The 16,142-nt window shown below is 44.5% G+C and carries 14 protein-coding genes; 6 read left to right on the plus strand and 8 right to left on the minus strand.

What is annotated here, in order from left to right; genetic code table 11:
- Positions 1–665 precede the first annotated feature (665 nt).
- The 4 genes from IJ23_RS11895 to IJ23_RS11910 all read right to left on the minus strand — a co-directional run bounded on the left by IJ23_RS11895 (position 666) and on the right by IJ23_RS11910 (position 5,098).
- A complete protein-coding gene (locus IJ23_RS11895) occupies positions 666–2,012 on the minus strand; it encodes a magnesium transporter (RefSeq protein WP_017635159.1) in 1,347 nt (448 codons plus the stop codon).
- Between the two features lie 112 nt (positions 2,013–2,124).
- The gene (locus IJ23_RS11900) at positions 2,125–3,447 is read right to left on the minus strand and encodes an ABC1 kinase family protein (protein ID WP_017635160.1); all 1,323 of its coding nucleotides are present in this window, start codon (positions 3,445–3,447) and stop codon (positions 2,125–2,127) included.
- 101 nt (positions 3,448–3,548) lie between these two features.
- Positions 3,549–4,772 carry an HlyD family secretion protein gene (locus tag IJ23_RS11905; RefSeq protein ID WP_017635161.1) on the minus strand — a complete coding sequence of 408 codons (1,224 nt, stop codon included), beginning with the start codon at positions 4,770–4,772 and terminating at the stop codon, positions 3,549–3,551.
- Complete coding sequence (locus IJ23_RS11910; RefSeq protein WP_017635162.1) at positions 4,772–5,098, minus strand: MFS transporter; 327 nt, start codon at positions 5,096–5,098, stop codon at positions 4,772–4,774. The genes IJ23_RS11905 and IJ23_RS11910 overlap by 1 nt, the downstream gene beginning before the upstream one ends.
- Before the next feature lie 107 nt (positions 5,099–5,205).
- Here IJ23_RS11910 and IJ23_RS11915 point away from each other — a divergent pair, with 107 nt between their 5' ends.
- Positions 5,206–6,207: an AraC family transcriptional regulator gene (locus tag IJ23_RS11915; RefSeq protein WP_017635163.1), complete on the plus strand. Its 1,002-nt coding sequence runs from the start codon at positions 5,206–5,208 to the stop codon at positions 6,205–6,207.
- Between the two features lie 90 nt (positions 6,208–6,297).
- On the opposite strand, the gene IJ23_RS11920 is transcribed toward IJ23_RS11915, so the two are convergent.
- Positions 6,298–6,987 carry a hypothetical protein gene (locus IJ23_RS11920; protein ID WP_017635164.1) on the minus strand — a complete coding sequence of 230 codons (690 nt, stop codon included), beginning with the start codon at positions 6,985–6,987 and terminating at the stop codon, positions 6,298–6,300.
- Between the two features lie 12 nt (positions 6,988–6,999).
- The gene (locus tag IJ23_RS11925; RefSeq protein ID WP_033906362.1) at positions 7,000–8,541 is read right to left on the minus strand and encodes a hypothetical protein; all 1,542 of its coding nucleotides are present in this window, start codon (positions 8,539–8,541) and stop codon (positions 7,000–7,002) included.
- Between the two features lie 366 nt (positions 8,542–8,907).
- On the opposite strand from IJ23_RS11925, the gene IJ23_RS11930 reads away from it, so the two are divergent.
- A complete protein-coding gene (locus IJ23_RS11930; RefSeq protein WP_005373624.1) occupies positions 8,908–9,600 on the plus strand; it encodes a response regulator transcription factor in 693 nt (230 codons plus the stop codon).
- Positions 9,601–9,603: 3 nt separating this feature from the next.
- Positions 9,604–10,926 (plus strand): ATP-binding protein, encoded by a 1,323-nt coding sequence (locus IJ23_RS11935; protein ID WP_033906363.1) that lies wholly within the window; start codon positions 9,604–9,606, stop codon positions 10,924–10,926.
- On the opposite strand, the gene IJ23_RS11940 is transcribed toward IJ23_RS11935, so the two are convergent.
- Positions 10,907–11,563, minus strand: coding sequence for a pyridoxamine 5'-phosphate oxidase family protein (locus IJ23_RS11940; RefSeq protein ID WP_017635166.1), 657 nt, complete (start codon positions 11,561–11,563; stop codon positions 10,907–10,909). The two genes, IJ23_RS11935 and IJ23_RS11940, sit on opposite strands and share 20 nt — an antisense overlap.
- Positions 11,564–11,663: 100 nt before the next feature.
- Between IJ23_RS11940 and pdxR the strand changes: the two genes are divergently transcribed.
- Entirely contained in the window at positions 11,664–13,109 is a 1,446-nt protein-coding gene (gene pdxR, locus IJ23_RS11945; protein ID WP_033906364.1) for a MocR-like pyridoxine biosynthesis transcription factor PdxR, read from the plus strand.
- Here the strand turns inward: pdxR and yjeH are convergent, their stop codons facing one another.
- Complete coding sequence (gene yjeH, locus IJ23_RS11950) at positions 13,110–14,372, minus strand: L-methionine/branched-chain amino acid transporter (protein WP_033906365.1); 1,263 nt, start codon at positions 14,370–14,372, stop codon at positions 13,110–13,112.
- 327 nt (positions 14,373–14,699) lie between these two features.
- Here yjeH and IJ23_RS11955 point away from each other — a divergent pair, with 327 nt between their 5' ends.
- Positions 14,700–15,155: an Lrp/AsnC family transcriptional regulator gene (locus tag IJ23_RS11955; RefSeq protein ID WP_005373615.1), complete on the plus strand. Its 456-nt coding sequence runs from the start codon at positions 14,700–14,702 to the stop codon at positions 15,153–15,155.
- A gap of 40 nt (positions 15,156–15,195) precedes the next feature.
- Positions 15,196–16,110 carry a LysR family transcriptional regulator gene (locus IJ23_RS11960; protein WP_017819875.1) on the plus strand — a complete coding sequence of 305 codons (915 nt, stop codon included), beginning with the start codon at positions 15,196–15,198 and terminating at the stop codon, positions 16,108–16,110.
- Positions 16,111–16,142: the final 32 nt, after the last annotated feature.

Raw genomic sequence — 16,142 nt, forward strand, 5'->3', positions numbered from 1 at the left:
TTTTAATAACAATTGTTTGGTTTTTAAATTCTAAAAGTGGAAAGTTTGTTTTTACGTATTTTCTATGATTTATAGACAGGTTTTCTATGTGAAATTAATGTTTTTAATTGCTATTTGTTTTTATGGATTAAATTTATCTATAACTCTGGATTGTTCAGTCGATTTCTATGAAAAGAAAACGATTTCATGATGAGGTTTTTGGTTTGGACGTTATTTGTTCTTTTCTTGGGTGTGTTTTCTTGGTTTTATTTTATGTAGGTAATTTATTTTTGTTGAAGCTGGCATTTCTAATGGTTTAGTGGGCGAATATTTGAATTTTATAAACAGTAAACAATCTGTTGTGGGTAAGAAAAGTACAACCGAGCTCGGTCAGAGGATAAGAGGGCAATAGCCACATAAAAAAATAGCCAACCGCAAAGAGTGCGATTGGCTTATATACATGTGAACAAAATCAAGTTCACTAACAACGTCAGTTGGCTAGGTGACCCTCGGCTTAAGAAGGGTCGATTTATATAATGCAGTTACTGTGCCAACTTTAATATGCCCTAAAATACGTAGTTTCTGTGACATGCGTTGCTTAAAGTTTGAGTATGTTTGCAATTTGCAACTGCGTTATGCAATTTGACTCTATTATGCTAATGATTGATTAATAAACAATGAACCTTTTAAAGCATGACTAAACTCGCCGTTCCTAAAAAGGCGAAAAAACCAACTACATCTGTCACTGTTGTTAGAATCACCGAGCCAGCCAAAGCGGGGTCCAATTTAAACTTATCCAGAATAATGGGAATCAGCACACCAAATAAAGCTGCGGTAATAATATTGACGATAATGGCCAGCGCGATGGTTCCCCCAAGAACCGGAGATTGAAACCACAATCCGGCGAGCCCGCCGATGATTAACGCCCAAGCAATGCCGTTCAGAGAGCCAATACCCAGCTCATTTTTCAATAGCTTGAAACGGTTACCTGGGGTGATCTGATTAAGCGCCATCGCACGAATCATTAGAGTGAGCGTTTGGCTGCCAGCAATGCCCCCCATGGATGCAACAATTGGCATGAGCACCGCCAAAGCCACCACCTGCGCAATTACATCTTCAAATAGTCCGATAGTGACAGACGCCAAAATCGCAGTAAGCAGATTGATGCCTAACCAAACACCGCGCTTTTGCGAGCTTTTTAATACTGGCGCAAACAAGTCATCGCCTTCATCCATACCTGTACCGGCCATCAAACGTGCTTCGTAGATTTCACGCTGTGTACTCAATGCAAACTGCCAATCGACTTCACCGATCAGTGTTTGGTCTGCATCAGTTACAGGGAGAGCGGGCAGTGTGCTGTGTTCTAATGCCTCTACCGCTTCAGGAAGCATCATTTTACTGTCTAGAACCGTCACTGCCTCAATAACGAGTGTTTTTAAGCGAATATCGGGGTCACCACGTAAGATATCGAAGTAATTGACCGTTCCACGATACTGTTTATTACGATTAATCAGATATACCTGTTGAGGCGTGTCGTAGCTATAGCGCTCCATTAACTGCTTAGCTGTCCCAATCGTAATGTTGAAGGGAAGAGTGATGATCTTACGTTCAGCCCAGTGGCCGAGTTCTTCATCAGCATACTCGTTTGCTTGATCGTAAAGTTCCAACTCATCTTTTTCTATCAACGAGAGCGCTTCGTTTATGATCGACTCTGGTAACGAATCGGCCCATTCGATGAGCGATAAGTTGTCGAGTTTAGCGAGAGTGAGTTTTAGCTCGACTTCAGATAACGCGTTGATGATAGAGAAACGTACGTCCGCACGCATTTCCGTTAACACGTCGATATGTAGCTCTAGTGGTAAAGCTCGCCATAAGCGAACACGATCGTCGATTGGAAAGGCTTCTAGAATCAGGGCAACCGCGCCGGGCTCGAGGCCCGCTTCAATAGATTCATTGAGCGTTGCGACTTGATCCGCTTCTTCGGCTTGGCCAATTTGCTGGATTAGAGTGGAGAGATCTTGAAACTTGCTCACCGAGTACCCCGATAGTTAATTCGTTTTATGGAAGTATGGCATGTTATTGAGATGCACAACTATGCACCTTAACCTTGCTCAAGGTACTTGAAAGTAACAGAAAAACAATAGGCTATTCGCTGTTGATGGTGAGATATGGCTGTACCAATTGGCGAATGTTCACTTTTGCGCCAATACGGGCTGCCAGCAAGTACATTCCGCCGATTTTTCTGTGTAAAAATAGGGCATCTGCTGGTGGAGTATGCCAGTATTCTTGCTCCATGCTTAGAATGGTGCCAGCCTCGCGAAGCTTTTGTGCTAAGCCGCTGGCTTTAAAGTCATAAGGCTCATCAACTAACATCGGTTCACATGCCATTTTCACTAGATCGAGAATCGCTTGGCGTTGGTCTGGAAGGATGGTTTGGCTGAAGAAGCCTATTTGTTCAAGCGCATTATTCAAGCCTTGTTCGTCATTGTTAACGACAGATGCGAAAGCTTGGCGATAACCAGTGCTGAACCGCTCGCTGTACTCTCGAGTGGCCCCGAAATCTAGCAAGCCGATTTGACGAGTGTTTTCGATATATAAGTAGTTGGCGAAATTTGGGTCGGTTTGTACCATCTTAAATTCGAACAGCTCCCTGAACAGTAATTCGAGTAGGCTGTGCATGACAAAATCTCGCGTACTCTGATCATAATGTTCGATTTGCTCAATCGGGCTACCATCAATGAATTCCATCGCGAGAACGGAGTCTGAGCAACTTTCAGTATGAATCTTGGGCACCACAAAATGAGGGTGCTCCTTCAAAGCGTCATGATAACGAATGGCAAATTGTGCCTCTCGTGCGTAATCGGCCTCGTCATGTAGCTGCTTTTTCGCTTCTTCGAGCAATCCTTTGTAGTCGACAGACTCGGGAATCAACCCAACGACCTTGAGCAGTGTACCGACATTATCGACGTCGCTATCGATACTTTTCCGTATGCCCGGATATTGCACTTTGACGGCTAGGTTATCGCCCGCATCGCTGTAGGCTTGGTGCACTTGTCCTATTGATGCACTGGCGATTGGTTTGAAGTTAAATGACAGAAACTCAGCTTTCCAATTCGTTCCTAGCGAACTTTCCATTACTGCGTTGAGTTGTTTTGCAGGCATTGGGTCTGCGTTGGAACGAAGACGGGAAAGAATATCGGCAAGTTCAGGTTCTAAAACATCACCAGCATCCATTGATAGCATTTGACCAAGCTTCATTGCAGCGCCACGCAGGTGAGCAAGTTGGTCAGTTAAGCGCGCGATGTTCTGTGGCGTCAGCAAGAGGTCTTTCGCTTTTGGTTTGTTGCCTTTGGCTATCTGCTTCGTGCCTTCTGCAATCACATTGCCTGCGACACGGGTAGCAAGTGAAGCGAACTTGCTGAATCTTGAGATGCGATGGGTAGGTAGGCTTCTTTCCTTTGCCGACATGAATCTTCTCCGCTATTTACTAACTAATTGTTATACGGGAAAAGGATATGTTTGGATACAAATGAAAAGAAAACCGCCAGCGTAACTGGCGGTTTGCGAGTTTAGATAGAGTAGAAGAAGTACAGTTGAGACTTCATTCGGATGATGATCCCGCGAATCACATCTAAGAAGGCCATGAAGCCTATCGGTTTTTCACCGCTGACCCATGCGAGGCCAACAGAGCCAACAGGGATGTCGTAGCCTTCTGGCTCATCAATCTTAAGACGAACAAAGTGGTGTTTGTTCTGTAAGTTCTTTCCAGTGGTGACACGTACGGAATCATCGAAACCCAGTAGATTACCTTGTGACTCACCTGTTGCTTCAACAATGCCTTCGACGGTCGCTGAGAAGATCTTACCTGGGTAAACGGACGAAGAGAATTCCGCTGGCTGACCCGGTTTGATGTTACGAATCGCTTGGTGGTTCACTCGCATCAGTACGTACTTCTCGTTGGTGTACATATTAATACGTGGCATCGCTGATACGCGCTGACCTTCACGCAGGATAAAGTTAGTTACAAAGCCATCACTAGGTGCATGCACTTTGGTGCTGTTCAAATCCCATTGTGCTTTTGCAATTTGCTCTTCCGCTTGACGCAATTCAGCCTGCTTCGTTTCAACCGCTAACTCCGCTTTATGAATCGCCAGCTTCGCACGTGAAATATCGACTTGTTTCTTCTTGATTTGAGATTCAAGAGTCAACACATTGTGGCGAGCCATGTCTACTGTGCTCGACTGTTTGTCGATGTCGCTTTCCGTGATGGTGTTTTGCACCACTCGGTTTTGCTCAACATAGCGAACTAGCATCTTTTTCTGCAATTTGTAGTCAACTTTCGCCGCTTCCAACTGGCTCTTTGATGTTTCTAGATCTTGCACTAGCGCTTCGTGGTTAGCTTCTTCAATCTCGATGTCGCCTATTGCTGTAGCTAATGCAACGCGAGCAGAATCAGCGGATACGTTCGCTTGATTTAATGCGATGTTGTATTGCGTTGGGTCAAGTTCATAAATGAGCTGACCTTCTTTAACTTGCTGATTCGGCTCAATGTAAATGTGGTCAACTTTACCTTTTACATTGGTTGAATCTGGACGCAATTGGATGTGTGGCGACTGCACGACAGAACCGCCGGATAAATCCATCGGGGTGAAGTTAATCAAACCTACCCAGACGAACATTAGCCAACCCAAGCCGCCAAGATAAGCGAACGATTTGGTTGCTTTGTTCCAAGGCATGCCAACCAAACGCAACAGATAAATGAAGAGTGCCCATACCGCTAAACCTTCTAACATTATGCTTCCTCTTTTGGCTGTGTTTCTGTTTGCGGTTTACTTTTCCATGTATCACGCAGATTGATGATGGCTTTTTCCATATCAACGAATGCAAAGATCACGGCTAGCACCCAAACCCAGTGCCAGACAAACCCTATCCAGGTCAGCGCAGTGATGAGCCCTATCTGATGATGGTCTTTGCTGTGTGCTTTATTGATAGGCAATTCATGGATTTTCCAAAAGCCGTAACACGCGCCCGCGACACTCGCGATTAAAACGACAGCAGCGACAACATGTAATGCCGTATCTGCGCCTGTACCGACAAATGGGACACTCAGTAAACTCATTAAACACTCCTCTATCAAACTGTTGGCGTATTGTGATCTGAATTTGATTTGCGGCTTTCTTTGTGACAGATTCAATCACTATAGGATTAAATTTGATGTAATTGGTTATGAAAACGGTTCGGTTTATTCGCGCGATGGGCATTCTAAACATGCATAACCTCGCGTTATCTAAATACAATTTGGACTCGGATGAGTTAGGGATCCCAGCATCGGTGTTTCGTAACCCAATGACACTGATCCCGCTAAAAGCCGTTGCGGAATGGTACCGTTGTGTTGAACAAGCCAGTGGTGACCCGGATGTGGTGTTGAGTCTCAGCCGAGGTATTGAACTGCAAAAGCTAGGGCCAGTGGGACGCTGGTTATTCTCCGGCAATGATTTAGCCAGTACCATTCGGCGAGTGAATTATGGTGTGAGCAACCTACAATCAGGGGCGTTTTTTGCTGGCGAACAGTCGGGTAAAATCATCAAATGGACTTACCACAACCCGTTTATAGAAACGTCAGTAAAGGTGCACGATAGTATCCGCTGTGCGGTATTTATGATTAAGGTGTTACGCGAATTTCTTGGCAAAGATTACCAGCCTTTACGTGTCAAGGTTTCAGGCTCGAGAAAAAATACTGAGCGATACCGGGAATATTTCGGCTGCGAGGTGGAATGGAGTCAGCCAAAAACAGAGATATGGATCCCGGGAGATGACCGACTAGCTTCTCGCCAAGTGAGCCATCGAGAAGACAGCCGTCTAGCGATGAGTTTTTCCGATTTGGATGATTTGCTTAATATGCCCGACCCAGAAGATGAGTTGAAAGTGATTTATGAAGTGGTGAATTACAGCAGCCATTATGGATTGCCAACGTTAGAGCGCGTGTCTTCTCTGCTTGATTTATCTGAACAGCAGTTTCAACGTCGTTTGCATAAATTAGGGCTCAATTTTTCGACGGTTTCTGGCTATGTATTGAGTAATATTGCAGCTGGTTTGTTGAGTAAGCGCGTGAGTATTGATGACATTGCCACGCGCCTTGGTTACACCAATGTGGCGAGCTGCAATCGTATGTTTAAGAAACATCGTGGATTAACGCCCAAGCAGTATATGGGAAGATTAGAGAAGTAGTGCTCCACTTATTTCTATGAGTACAAGCAATAAAAGCCCTCAAAAAAGTAGAGGGCTTTGTTTTTTGTGTGTTGTTGTTTTATGTAATGGCTATTTTTTAGGGCGCCAACTTAGTGCACTTGCAACAGCGCCGATGGCAACTACATCCTTTTTTTGTTCGCTAAGTTCAGGGAGCATCTGTACCGCAATGGTACCGTTCGTCTGCACAGCGGCAATTTCTTGTGTGCCTTCCTTAAAGCTATAACCCAATGGAATGTCTACCGCCATCATGGCGTCAGGACTAGTATGTACAGTTTCTACATTAAAGTGGGTGCTACCAATACGCACTATGCCTGTCTCTTTTTTCTCAAAGCTGATGTCGATGAGAGCCGATTTTGGCTCCATCGCAAACTCACCGACTTTTTTACCATCTTGAGTAATGTCACAGGTGTAAGGATCATTCCCACCAAAATCGACGCCCATGTAGTTAACCGACATACCGCCTCCGGTGCAGTTCAAAAGCCAAGTTTCCCCGCTGTCGATACGAGTCACTTCTGCGCCCATTGAACCTTCTTTGAAAGAGATACGGTTAAACCAACTTGAGTTAGAAGCACTGCGTGAATACTTGCCTTTGTACTTACCAGCAAAATCAAAATGGCCATCTGCACCGAATCCCCAAAAATCACCGTCGGTTTTGATCAGCATTTCTGGTTGTGCTTTTACGGCATCAGTACGATCCATGACGGCTAGGCCACCACAACCAACAAGGAGCAAGGGAGCGAATAGAATAAGTTTCTTCATGTTTTTCATTGTTTATAGCTTGGTTACATCTAGGGTTTGGTCGGTGAATTGGATGTTCTGAATGTCGTACAACTCGTCAGTGCCTGTATTTGGGCACTCAACAGAAACACTCTTTGCTTTGATAACAGTACATTCCGCCAGTTTGTGTGGCACGATATAGGTGTTGATACCGCCTTCACCATAAATGCTGTTGTCTTTGCTGTTGCCTTCAAAAGTATTGTTTTGATCATTACCGATCACATTCATCGCGTCGTCGCCAATGATCTTCACTTTTGTTAGCCACTGAGATTTGTAGGTGTACGCTTCTATCAAACCGTCTTTGTTGGGAGCCATACGGAAGGTAGGTACTGTGCCTGGATTTGTCTTTTCGGTGTAGAGCTTGACGCCCGCAGAGTCGATATTCGCGGTATATTGCAAGTATCCGTGGAATAAGCCACTGATCCAATCAACGGCTTGTGGATCTTGGGTTTGCATTTCTTCACGCGTTAACGCTTGGTAGCCATCTAAACCATGTCCGTTTGCTTTTGCTACGCCCATGTACGCTTCAAAAGCGGCAGCAAAATATTCGTGAGAATATGAAGGGCCCGTTTGTTTCACACTTTCAGGATCGAAGTCGTCCGATTTCCAATCGTCCCAGTCATACTGAGTAGGGCGCCACACCGTCGGTTTGCCCGATTGAATATCGTTATAGATGCTTAACGCATGAGCTTGAATGTCATTTTGCAGTGCCGCAGTCGCCGTGTTAGGTGCAATACCTTGCGCTTGGACCAAGTGTAAAATTTCTTCAAAAGCGGCGTCTCGTTCGGCTTTTTTACCAAGATTGGCGCAGTAATCGGCAAAATTACTCATGTAATGGCAATCGCCTTCAACTGTCAGTTCTCGATACATTAAAGATTGGCTATTCCTTAGCCAGTTTGGTGTTTCTTCACTAGTTACTAATGTTGACGCGATAGATGTGACAAGTGTATCCATATCATCTTCGTTAAGTACGATCATGCTTACAACAAACTTTTCTAGAGAACTCGTATCAAAAGAGTGTGCTAAGCCCGAGTTTGTAACTGCATCGTTCAATTTGTCTTGGCGAATCAGTTCGTTGATAAAGATTTTGGTTAACATCTCATCATTCTGTTCGTCGTTTTCGGTCAGCATTAATGTGGCATCACGCTCGGCTAATGTCTTAGCGATAAGAGACTTGTCAGCACCGTACTTAGAGTCTGGTTGGTTTGTTAGAAGGTGTTGGATGATTTTGGCTGCACGAAAGATTTTTTCATTATTCGCACCGTCATCAACGGCCACAATGTGAAATGTATCGTTGTTGTTTGCTTCGGAAAGGGAGATTTTCACATAGTGGGTGAAGCCCGCATCAGCAGCCACTTTTAACTTGGCCGGAAACTCTGTAGAAACGACAGTTGGGATTGTGACAGTGCTCAATGTTGGCACTGGTGGTGTTGGAGGTGTCGTTGTCGATGGTTTCGAATTAGATTCACTGCCGCCACAAGCAGTTAGACTTATCGCGCAAAATATGGCTAAAGGTGTTAATTTGGAATATCTCATTTCATGTTACTCGTAGACTTTATTAGAGCAAGAAACTTAGAAGCAACATAAAGTCCTGTCTATATAAGCAAACTAAGTCATATATGTTGGTATTGTTTTTTGGTAAGACCTATTATTCGATACATTTGAAAATATAGTGGATTTTTATTCCGAATTTTATTTTCTATGTGAAGCTATATTCTGATAATGAATAAAACCTCAGGTTATTGCATGGCTTTAGGGGTATAGAATGATTAGGATTATCGTATATGTATGGTTTGTAAGCGTATGTAAGCCTGCGTTTTATTAAAATTATCATTTAAGTAGGTTGCGCAGTATAGGACGAGCGATATACTCCCTCCATCATATTGGTGGAGTAAATGATTCATGGTGGGTAATACAATCTTACTGGTAGAAGACGACTCAGAGATTGCTCGATTAACCAAAATGTACCTCGAAGCTGAAGGATATACGGTAACTGTCATCGATAACGGTCAAAATGCATTAGAAACGATTAAGGGGCTCAAGCCGGACCTAGTGCTGTTAGATTTGATGTTACCAGGAAAAAATGGCGCAGAAATATGTCAAGAGGCGCGTAAGTTTTATCATGGTATTATCATTGTTTTGACTGCGACCGATGATGAAATGAGCGAGGTGAGCTTATTTAAGTTTGGTGCTGATGATTACCTTACCAAACCGATAAAAGGCAATATCCTTCTCGCCCGTATTGAAGCAGCGTTGCGTCGCTATTGTCGTCAAGTTGATATCGTTGAAGAAGAAAAGCTGAGCCGATATGGCATTAGTCTTTGTCTTCGTCGCTCCCAAGCATTTTATTTGCAAAAAGATATTGGTTTAACGAGTTCTGAGTTTGAAATTTTAGAGCTCCTGATGCTGAATGTCGATAAGCCAGTATCTCGTGAATCATGTTGCCGTCTTGCCCGAGGCATTGAATACTGTATTACTGATCGTTCGATTGATATGCGTATATCCTCACTAAGGAAGAAATTCTCTAAGGCTCATATCCATACGGCTACCATTAAAACCATACGTCACCACGGCTACATGCTGACAGGTAAATGACGCATGTTTTCCCTGTTTACTCGTCTATATGTGGGGTTAGTAACTGGCCTTGCGCTGACTGTTGCTTTGTTTCTCTTTATGGGGGAAGAGTACATGCGCAAAACAGAAGTCGGTGTTTTTTTGAGTGACGGTGCTTATTTTGTCGATCAATACATTGAGCAACGAGGCACTCCGGATTCTCTCTACAAGAAGTTAACCGAAAACGGCAAGCAAGATTTCTTTATCTTTGATTTAACATTGGTTGAAAACTGGGACGGATCACCGCCTTGTCGAGATTGTAATCTGCTGTACCGTATGCAAGGGATACCTGTTTATCTTATTGATGGCAGTACCTATGCTGCGGTATTCCCTTTGCCTAACACTTCGAAGAGTTTAGTTTTCAAAGAAAAAACGGATTTCTTTAGCCCACACGTTGATTGGAATGAAGATTCTGAGATTGTATTTATACTTACTCTACTTTTGGTTGTTGTATGCAGTTTAGGCATTATGGTTTACATACCTGTACGACGTCTTGACCGCCAAATTCGGCAACTAACGGCTGCGCAACAACAATTTGGTTCTGGTGAGTTGAATACGCGAGTCGATCTAAAGCAATTTTCGCAACCCGTGAAAGAGCTCGCCCAAGGCTTCAACTGCATGTCTGAAGAGATTGAGAGACGAGTGCGCCAAACACACATCTTTACTCAAGCTATTCCTCATGAAGTGCGCACTCCGCTGAGTCGTATTCAGCTAGCGACGGATTTAGCTCGACGCACGAGTGGTGAAATGCAGGCAGAGTTACATGACGATATTGAACGATACGTTGATGTCGTGACGGATTTAACATCCGACATCGTCATGCTGTCTCGCTTGAGTGTGAAAAACCACTCATGGATCGATTCTGTTGAAACCATGGAACTGCCACTTTGGTGTAAAAGCCGCATGAATTACCTAGGCTTAGAGTCCGCCATGTTGAGAGCAGAAAATAAACTCGCGAACCAATTGATTCACTTTCAGCCTACTTTGGGTAACCTTGTCCTCGATAATTTACTGCAAAACGCCAAGCGTTATGGTGAGTCCTGCGTTGAGGTGACGATTCGAACGGTAGCGGATTGCTGGAGCATCGATATTGAGGACGATGGTCCGGGCATCCCTGAGGCGATGCGAGAAGAAGTATTTATGCCATTTTCGCGCTTAGACAAAAGCCGCAACGCCGACATGAAAGGCTTTGGTTTAGGGCTTGCCATCGCTACCAGTGCAGCGCGGCAACTGGGGTGGGAGCTTTCTGTCGGCGAGAGTTACTTAGGCGGCGCACGTTTTACGGTGCTTATTCCTGCCAACGGTTAGAGTAGGCACTGCGGTAGTCTGGCTCTGCGATACCTTCATACAAATCGTCACAAGCTTGCAGCGGACCTACGACGGTTTGGTAGGGTAGGACACCTGCCCAAACAGGGATGTCCATGTCTTCCGCATCGTCGTTGACGCCAAAATTGCTGATTTTCACCGATGCTTCTGTGAGTGGAATACGCAGCAGCATGGTGGCTTTGAGTTCTTTTTCATTACTCAAACGGACTTGTTCTGTTCTCCCCGGAGCGATCTGTTCAATAAAGTGATTCAGCAACCTGTCTTTCTCTTGGTTATCTTCCACCACCTCAAACTGGCCAAAGACCACAGCACTGCGATAATGCGCACTGTGGTGAAACGCACTTCGAGCCAATACCCAACCATCAAACAAAGTAAAGGTTAAGCACGTTTGCACTCCTTGTTTGAGTGAGCGTAACAGTCGACTGTTGTTGGCACCATGGATATACACGTAATCATCGACACGCCATGCCAGCATAGGGATGACCACAGGGCCTGACTCGTTGGTTATCGCAATATGAGCGATTAGGCTGTCATCTATGATGGCGTGCAGTTTGCTAACATCAGAGACGGCTTTATGTGCGCCTTTCTTAATTTCCGTTCTATTGGTGTTGGATAGCATTTTCTCTCCTTGTTTGCTCACGATTACGAGCGATTGATCCTCATTCTTTGATTGCAATGTAGCGTTTAACTGGTAGCTTAAAGAGAGCCAGTTTTAACTAATGGATGGATCCAGTTTGTCTTTGATTGATATCGGTGACCTGCATTTAAAAGACAGTGAAGGAACGCGTCAGCAAGCGTTGTTTTTGGCTATTCGCAAGAAAATTGTTCAAGGACTGTGGGTGAAGAATGGGAAGCTGCCTTCTACGCGGAAGCTTTCACAAGAGCTTAATCTAAGTAGGAATACCGTGATTTCTGCCTACGAACAGTTAGTGGCGGAAGGGTACTTGAACAGCCAAAAAGGTTCTGGCTTTTATGTTGCCGTAGAACTGCCAGAGCAGTACTTGCCTGAACCTAGTTCAGTTCAGAGAGACTCATCACCGAAAGCTCACTTTGATATCAACCGCGCATTTGCACCGGGTGTGCCGGATTTGGACGCATTTCCGATGGCGCAATGGCAAAAGTTACTCACTCGCCATATGTCTCGTACTTGCTTGTTGGGGAATCAAGATATTCAGGGTAGTTGGGCATTGCGCTGTGCTTTAGCTGACTACCTCGCATCAAGCCGTTCAGTGAATTGTTCTCCAGAGCGCATTATTATTACCTCTGGGGCGCAGCAAGCGTTGTCGATTGCGACGATGGTAGTGCTCAAACAAGGTGATAAGGTTCTGATGGAGCAACCAGGTTACGCGCAAATGCGGAAGTTGATTCAGTTCCAAAACTATCAATTTGAGCCTTTGTTCGTAACAGAGAAATTAGGTTTTGATGTGGAAGCGGTGACCTCAAGCGATGCCGATGCGCTGTATATTACACCAAGTAATCAATATCCGATGGGTACCACACTCAATACCGAGCAAAGAGGAAAGATCATCAACTGGGCGGTCGAACAATCAAGTTGGATCATCGAGGATGATTATGACAGCGAATTTCAGTTTGCTCATCGTCCCTATACCAGCTTACAGGGGCTAGCAGCTCAAATGGGTCGAGATGATCGTGTGTTGTATGTGGGTTCCTTCAGTAAAGTGATGTTTAACGGATTGCGGCTTGGCTACCTTGTAGTTCCTGAACGTTTAGTAGAGCAATGCTTAGTGGTTAAGGATGCGTTAAGTGGTGATTCGCCGACGCATACACAAGAAGCATTGGCAGATTTTATTACTGAAGGTGGGTTATTACGTCATATTCGAAAAATGCGTCGACTATACAAAACTAAGCATGAACAGATGCATTTATCCATTCAACAGTATTTTGGCGACCGTGTTTGCGTCGTTAGCCAAGCGGCGGGGCTTCATATTACGTTGAAATGGCAAGACGGTATGGATGAGCAGCGTTTTACAAAACTGGCAGAGCATGAAGGGATCATCTTGCGACCTTTGAGCTATTATGAACACCCAGATTTTCAAGCACGTCACTGGCATGGTGCCGTGCTTGGTTACGGCAATATCGCGTTAGAGAACATAGACGCTGGTATCCAACGTTTAGCTCACATATTTCGAAATGGGAAGCGATGACTATTCAGCTACACGTGTTTGTCGCTTATGTCGCCACTGTTTCCAAGGCAGTAAAAGTAGAGTAAAAATGCCAAGTGCATAAAACATTGACCAGCCTAAACATATAAAAACACCGGTACAAAGCAGTAGGGACAGTCCCGCAAGTGTTTTACCAAATCCTCGAAGCAATTTAAAAGCGGCTAACATCGCCAACATGTAAACCAGAACGAATACACTGTTTGCGAGTTTTAGGAAAAACTCCAGATCGAGCTGTGATAGGGTTCCTATCACACAAGATATCAATAATATGCCGCCAACTAATATGGTGGCTGAGAAAGGGACACCGCGACGTGAAATCTTGGCTAGTGGACTAGAAGGACGATGTTCACGAGCTTGAGCCCAGACCATTCGCGCTAGGCTCTGTGTGTATAAGTTAACGCTCGCGAAACAAGCGGAGAAACCTATCAAGCTGATTATCCATTTGGCTCCATCGCCTAGTAGTTGGGCACTAAGCCAGGGGATGGATGCGTTATCAAATTGAGCGTTACCATACGCGCCAAATTTTAAAATAACGACAGAGCATGCCCAATAGGTAGCCCCTGCTACAAAACAACCGACCACAATGGCAATAGGGAAATCTCTTTGAGGGTTTTTGAACTCTTCCCCCATATGGGCAAAAGCCTCTATGCCAACAAAACACCAGAACATCACGCCTAACGCTGCGGTAATAGGCCAAATTGACTCTTGTGTGATGGCGGGCATCACAAGATCGGCGCTGTTAACGTCGCCTTTCCATAAAAATGCGCCAACAAGTGCGAAGACACTCAAAGCAATAAGAGTTTGTAAATGACCTGATGATTTTGTGCCCATCAAGTTGACGAACACAAGTAGTACTACCGTCAGAATTTGTGCAAACAGATTGTTGCTAATAGGCTCTGGCAATATTTGTTGTAGGAAGCCTGCGGCGAGTGCAATCGCGGCCGGAACCCCTACCGGAATGACACTAACAAATAGCCAAGCGACACTACTTTCCAGTTTGGCGTTAAAGGCTTTGCGTACAAAAAAGGCTGTTCCGCCCGCGTTGGGGTATCGTTTACCCAGTTGAGCAAAAGTCAGCGCAATAGGACAAATCGCGATGAACAATAAAATCCAAGCCCATAGTGAAAAATGGCCAGCTATACCTGCTGCGATAGCCGGGATCATAAACAGCCCAGTTCCCATTAATGTGGTGGATAACTGTGCGATACCTGATGTGAGTGAAATGTCTTTTTTGAGCTCTTCCATGCGAATTGATTCATCCAATGTTATGAGGCTTATTACGAAAAAGCTTGTGGCTTCTGGTTATTTCGTTTTATGTGTTTAAGCGATGCTATTTATGTGCTGAGCACTTAAGTTGGGAATTTGATTTCAATGTGTTATCTATTTTCTGTTGAAATGGATAACAGCACTCATCTCATGCCCGCCAAATAGCATATCCAAAATGTTAATAACAAAATGATTTACTAAACCGTCAATATGACGGTTGTTTTAAATAATTCCAACAAAATGTTGGTTTCTTATGCAGTTAGAATCGGTATAGAATGAGAAAAATAAGGAAAGCTTGGTAACGGTATGGACAAGTTTGATCATAAGATTGTGGATCTGCTCAGGCACAACGCTCGGCTGTCGGTGACTGAAATTGCGGATAAAGTAAACCTTTCTCGTTCTGCGGTAACGGCCCGTATTCGTAAGCTAGAGCATGACAAAGTGATTCTAGGGTATCACGCTGAAATTGCACCTTCGGGTGGGGATTCGATTTGCGCCTATTTTGCCTTAAAGTTCGATAAATCAACCTCTACGTATTATTGCGAATCATACGCGGACGAGTTATACAAAATTGATGGCGTAAAATGGTGTCATGCGATCAGCGGTGAGACGGACATGATGGTTTTTGTCGAAGTGCCTACGATGGCTCGCTTGAACGAAATCAGAGATCAAATTCAACGATATCCAGAGCTTCGAAACCTGATGACTCATACCGTCTTAGCTGAATTCTTTAACACGACTGGGAACCTGTTTGTGAAGTGACCATGAATGGATGCCATGTTGAAAACCCTTCTGAGCGAATATGTTAAACAACATTAATTTGAATCTACTTAGATCCTTGCATGTACTTTTAGAGGAGTGTCATGTCAGCCGGACCGCAGACCGTTTGCACATTACGCAGTCTGCCGTCAGTCGACAGCTTGCACAATTGCGCGATCTGTGTGGTGACCCACTGCTTATTCGTCAAGGTAATCAACTGATACCAACGCCACGAGCAATAGCGTTAAAATCAAAGCTTGATGCATTACTGGCTGAGTTTGACCATTTACTCGATGACCAACCTTTTGAGCCGCGGCAGTGGCAAGGTGAGCTTGTTATTGCTTCTAGTGACTACGTGGCGCAATACGTATTGCCCGATATTGCCTCTCACTTGGGTGAACAAGCGCCACAGTTAGATATGGCGTACCGACTGTGGCAACCCAACTTTCTTGATAAACTTCATGAGACGGGCATCCATATCGCGTCTTCTATGTATCCAGAAAAACCACAGAGTGTGTCGAGCGTTAAAATTGGTGAGGATTCATCAGTTTGTTTGATGAAATCTTCTCATCCGTTAGCAAAGCAGGACCAGATCAGTATTGAAGACTTGATTTCATATTCACACATCAAAGTGACTGGCGGCGGAGACAAAGATTCCTACACTGATTTAGCATTGAAAGAGCTAGGGCACACCCGCCACGTTACCTTTAAGGTTCCATTCTTCTCTGCTGCGATCAATCGCTTAGTTGCAAGTGAGCACCTGATGGTGGCTCCTGAACATATTGCCGTTAACCTCGCTAAGCATTGGGACTTAACCCATAAAGCATTACCACTCGAAACACCTATTCATCAATATTGGTTAATGTGGCACCCCAAATACGACACGGATCCTGCGCATAAATGGGTGCGAGAAGAGATTCGCTCAGTAATGCAAATCTCTGAATATTCCATTCGCTAATACGTACACCGTTTAGCTATGACTTTAAGTCA

The organism is Vibrio sp. OY15, assembly GCF_000742455.1.
Taxonomy (GTDB): Bacteria; Pseudomonadota; Gammaproteobacteria; order Enterobacterales; family Vibrionaceae; genus Vibrio; species Vibrio alginolyticus.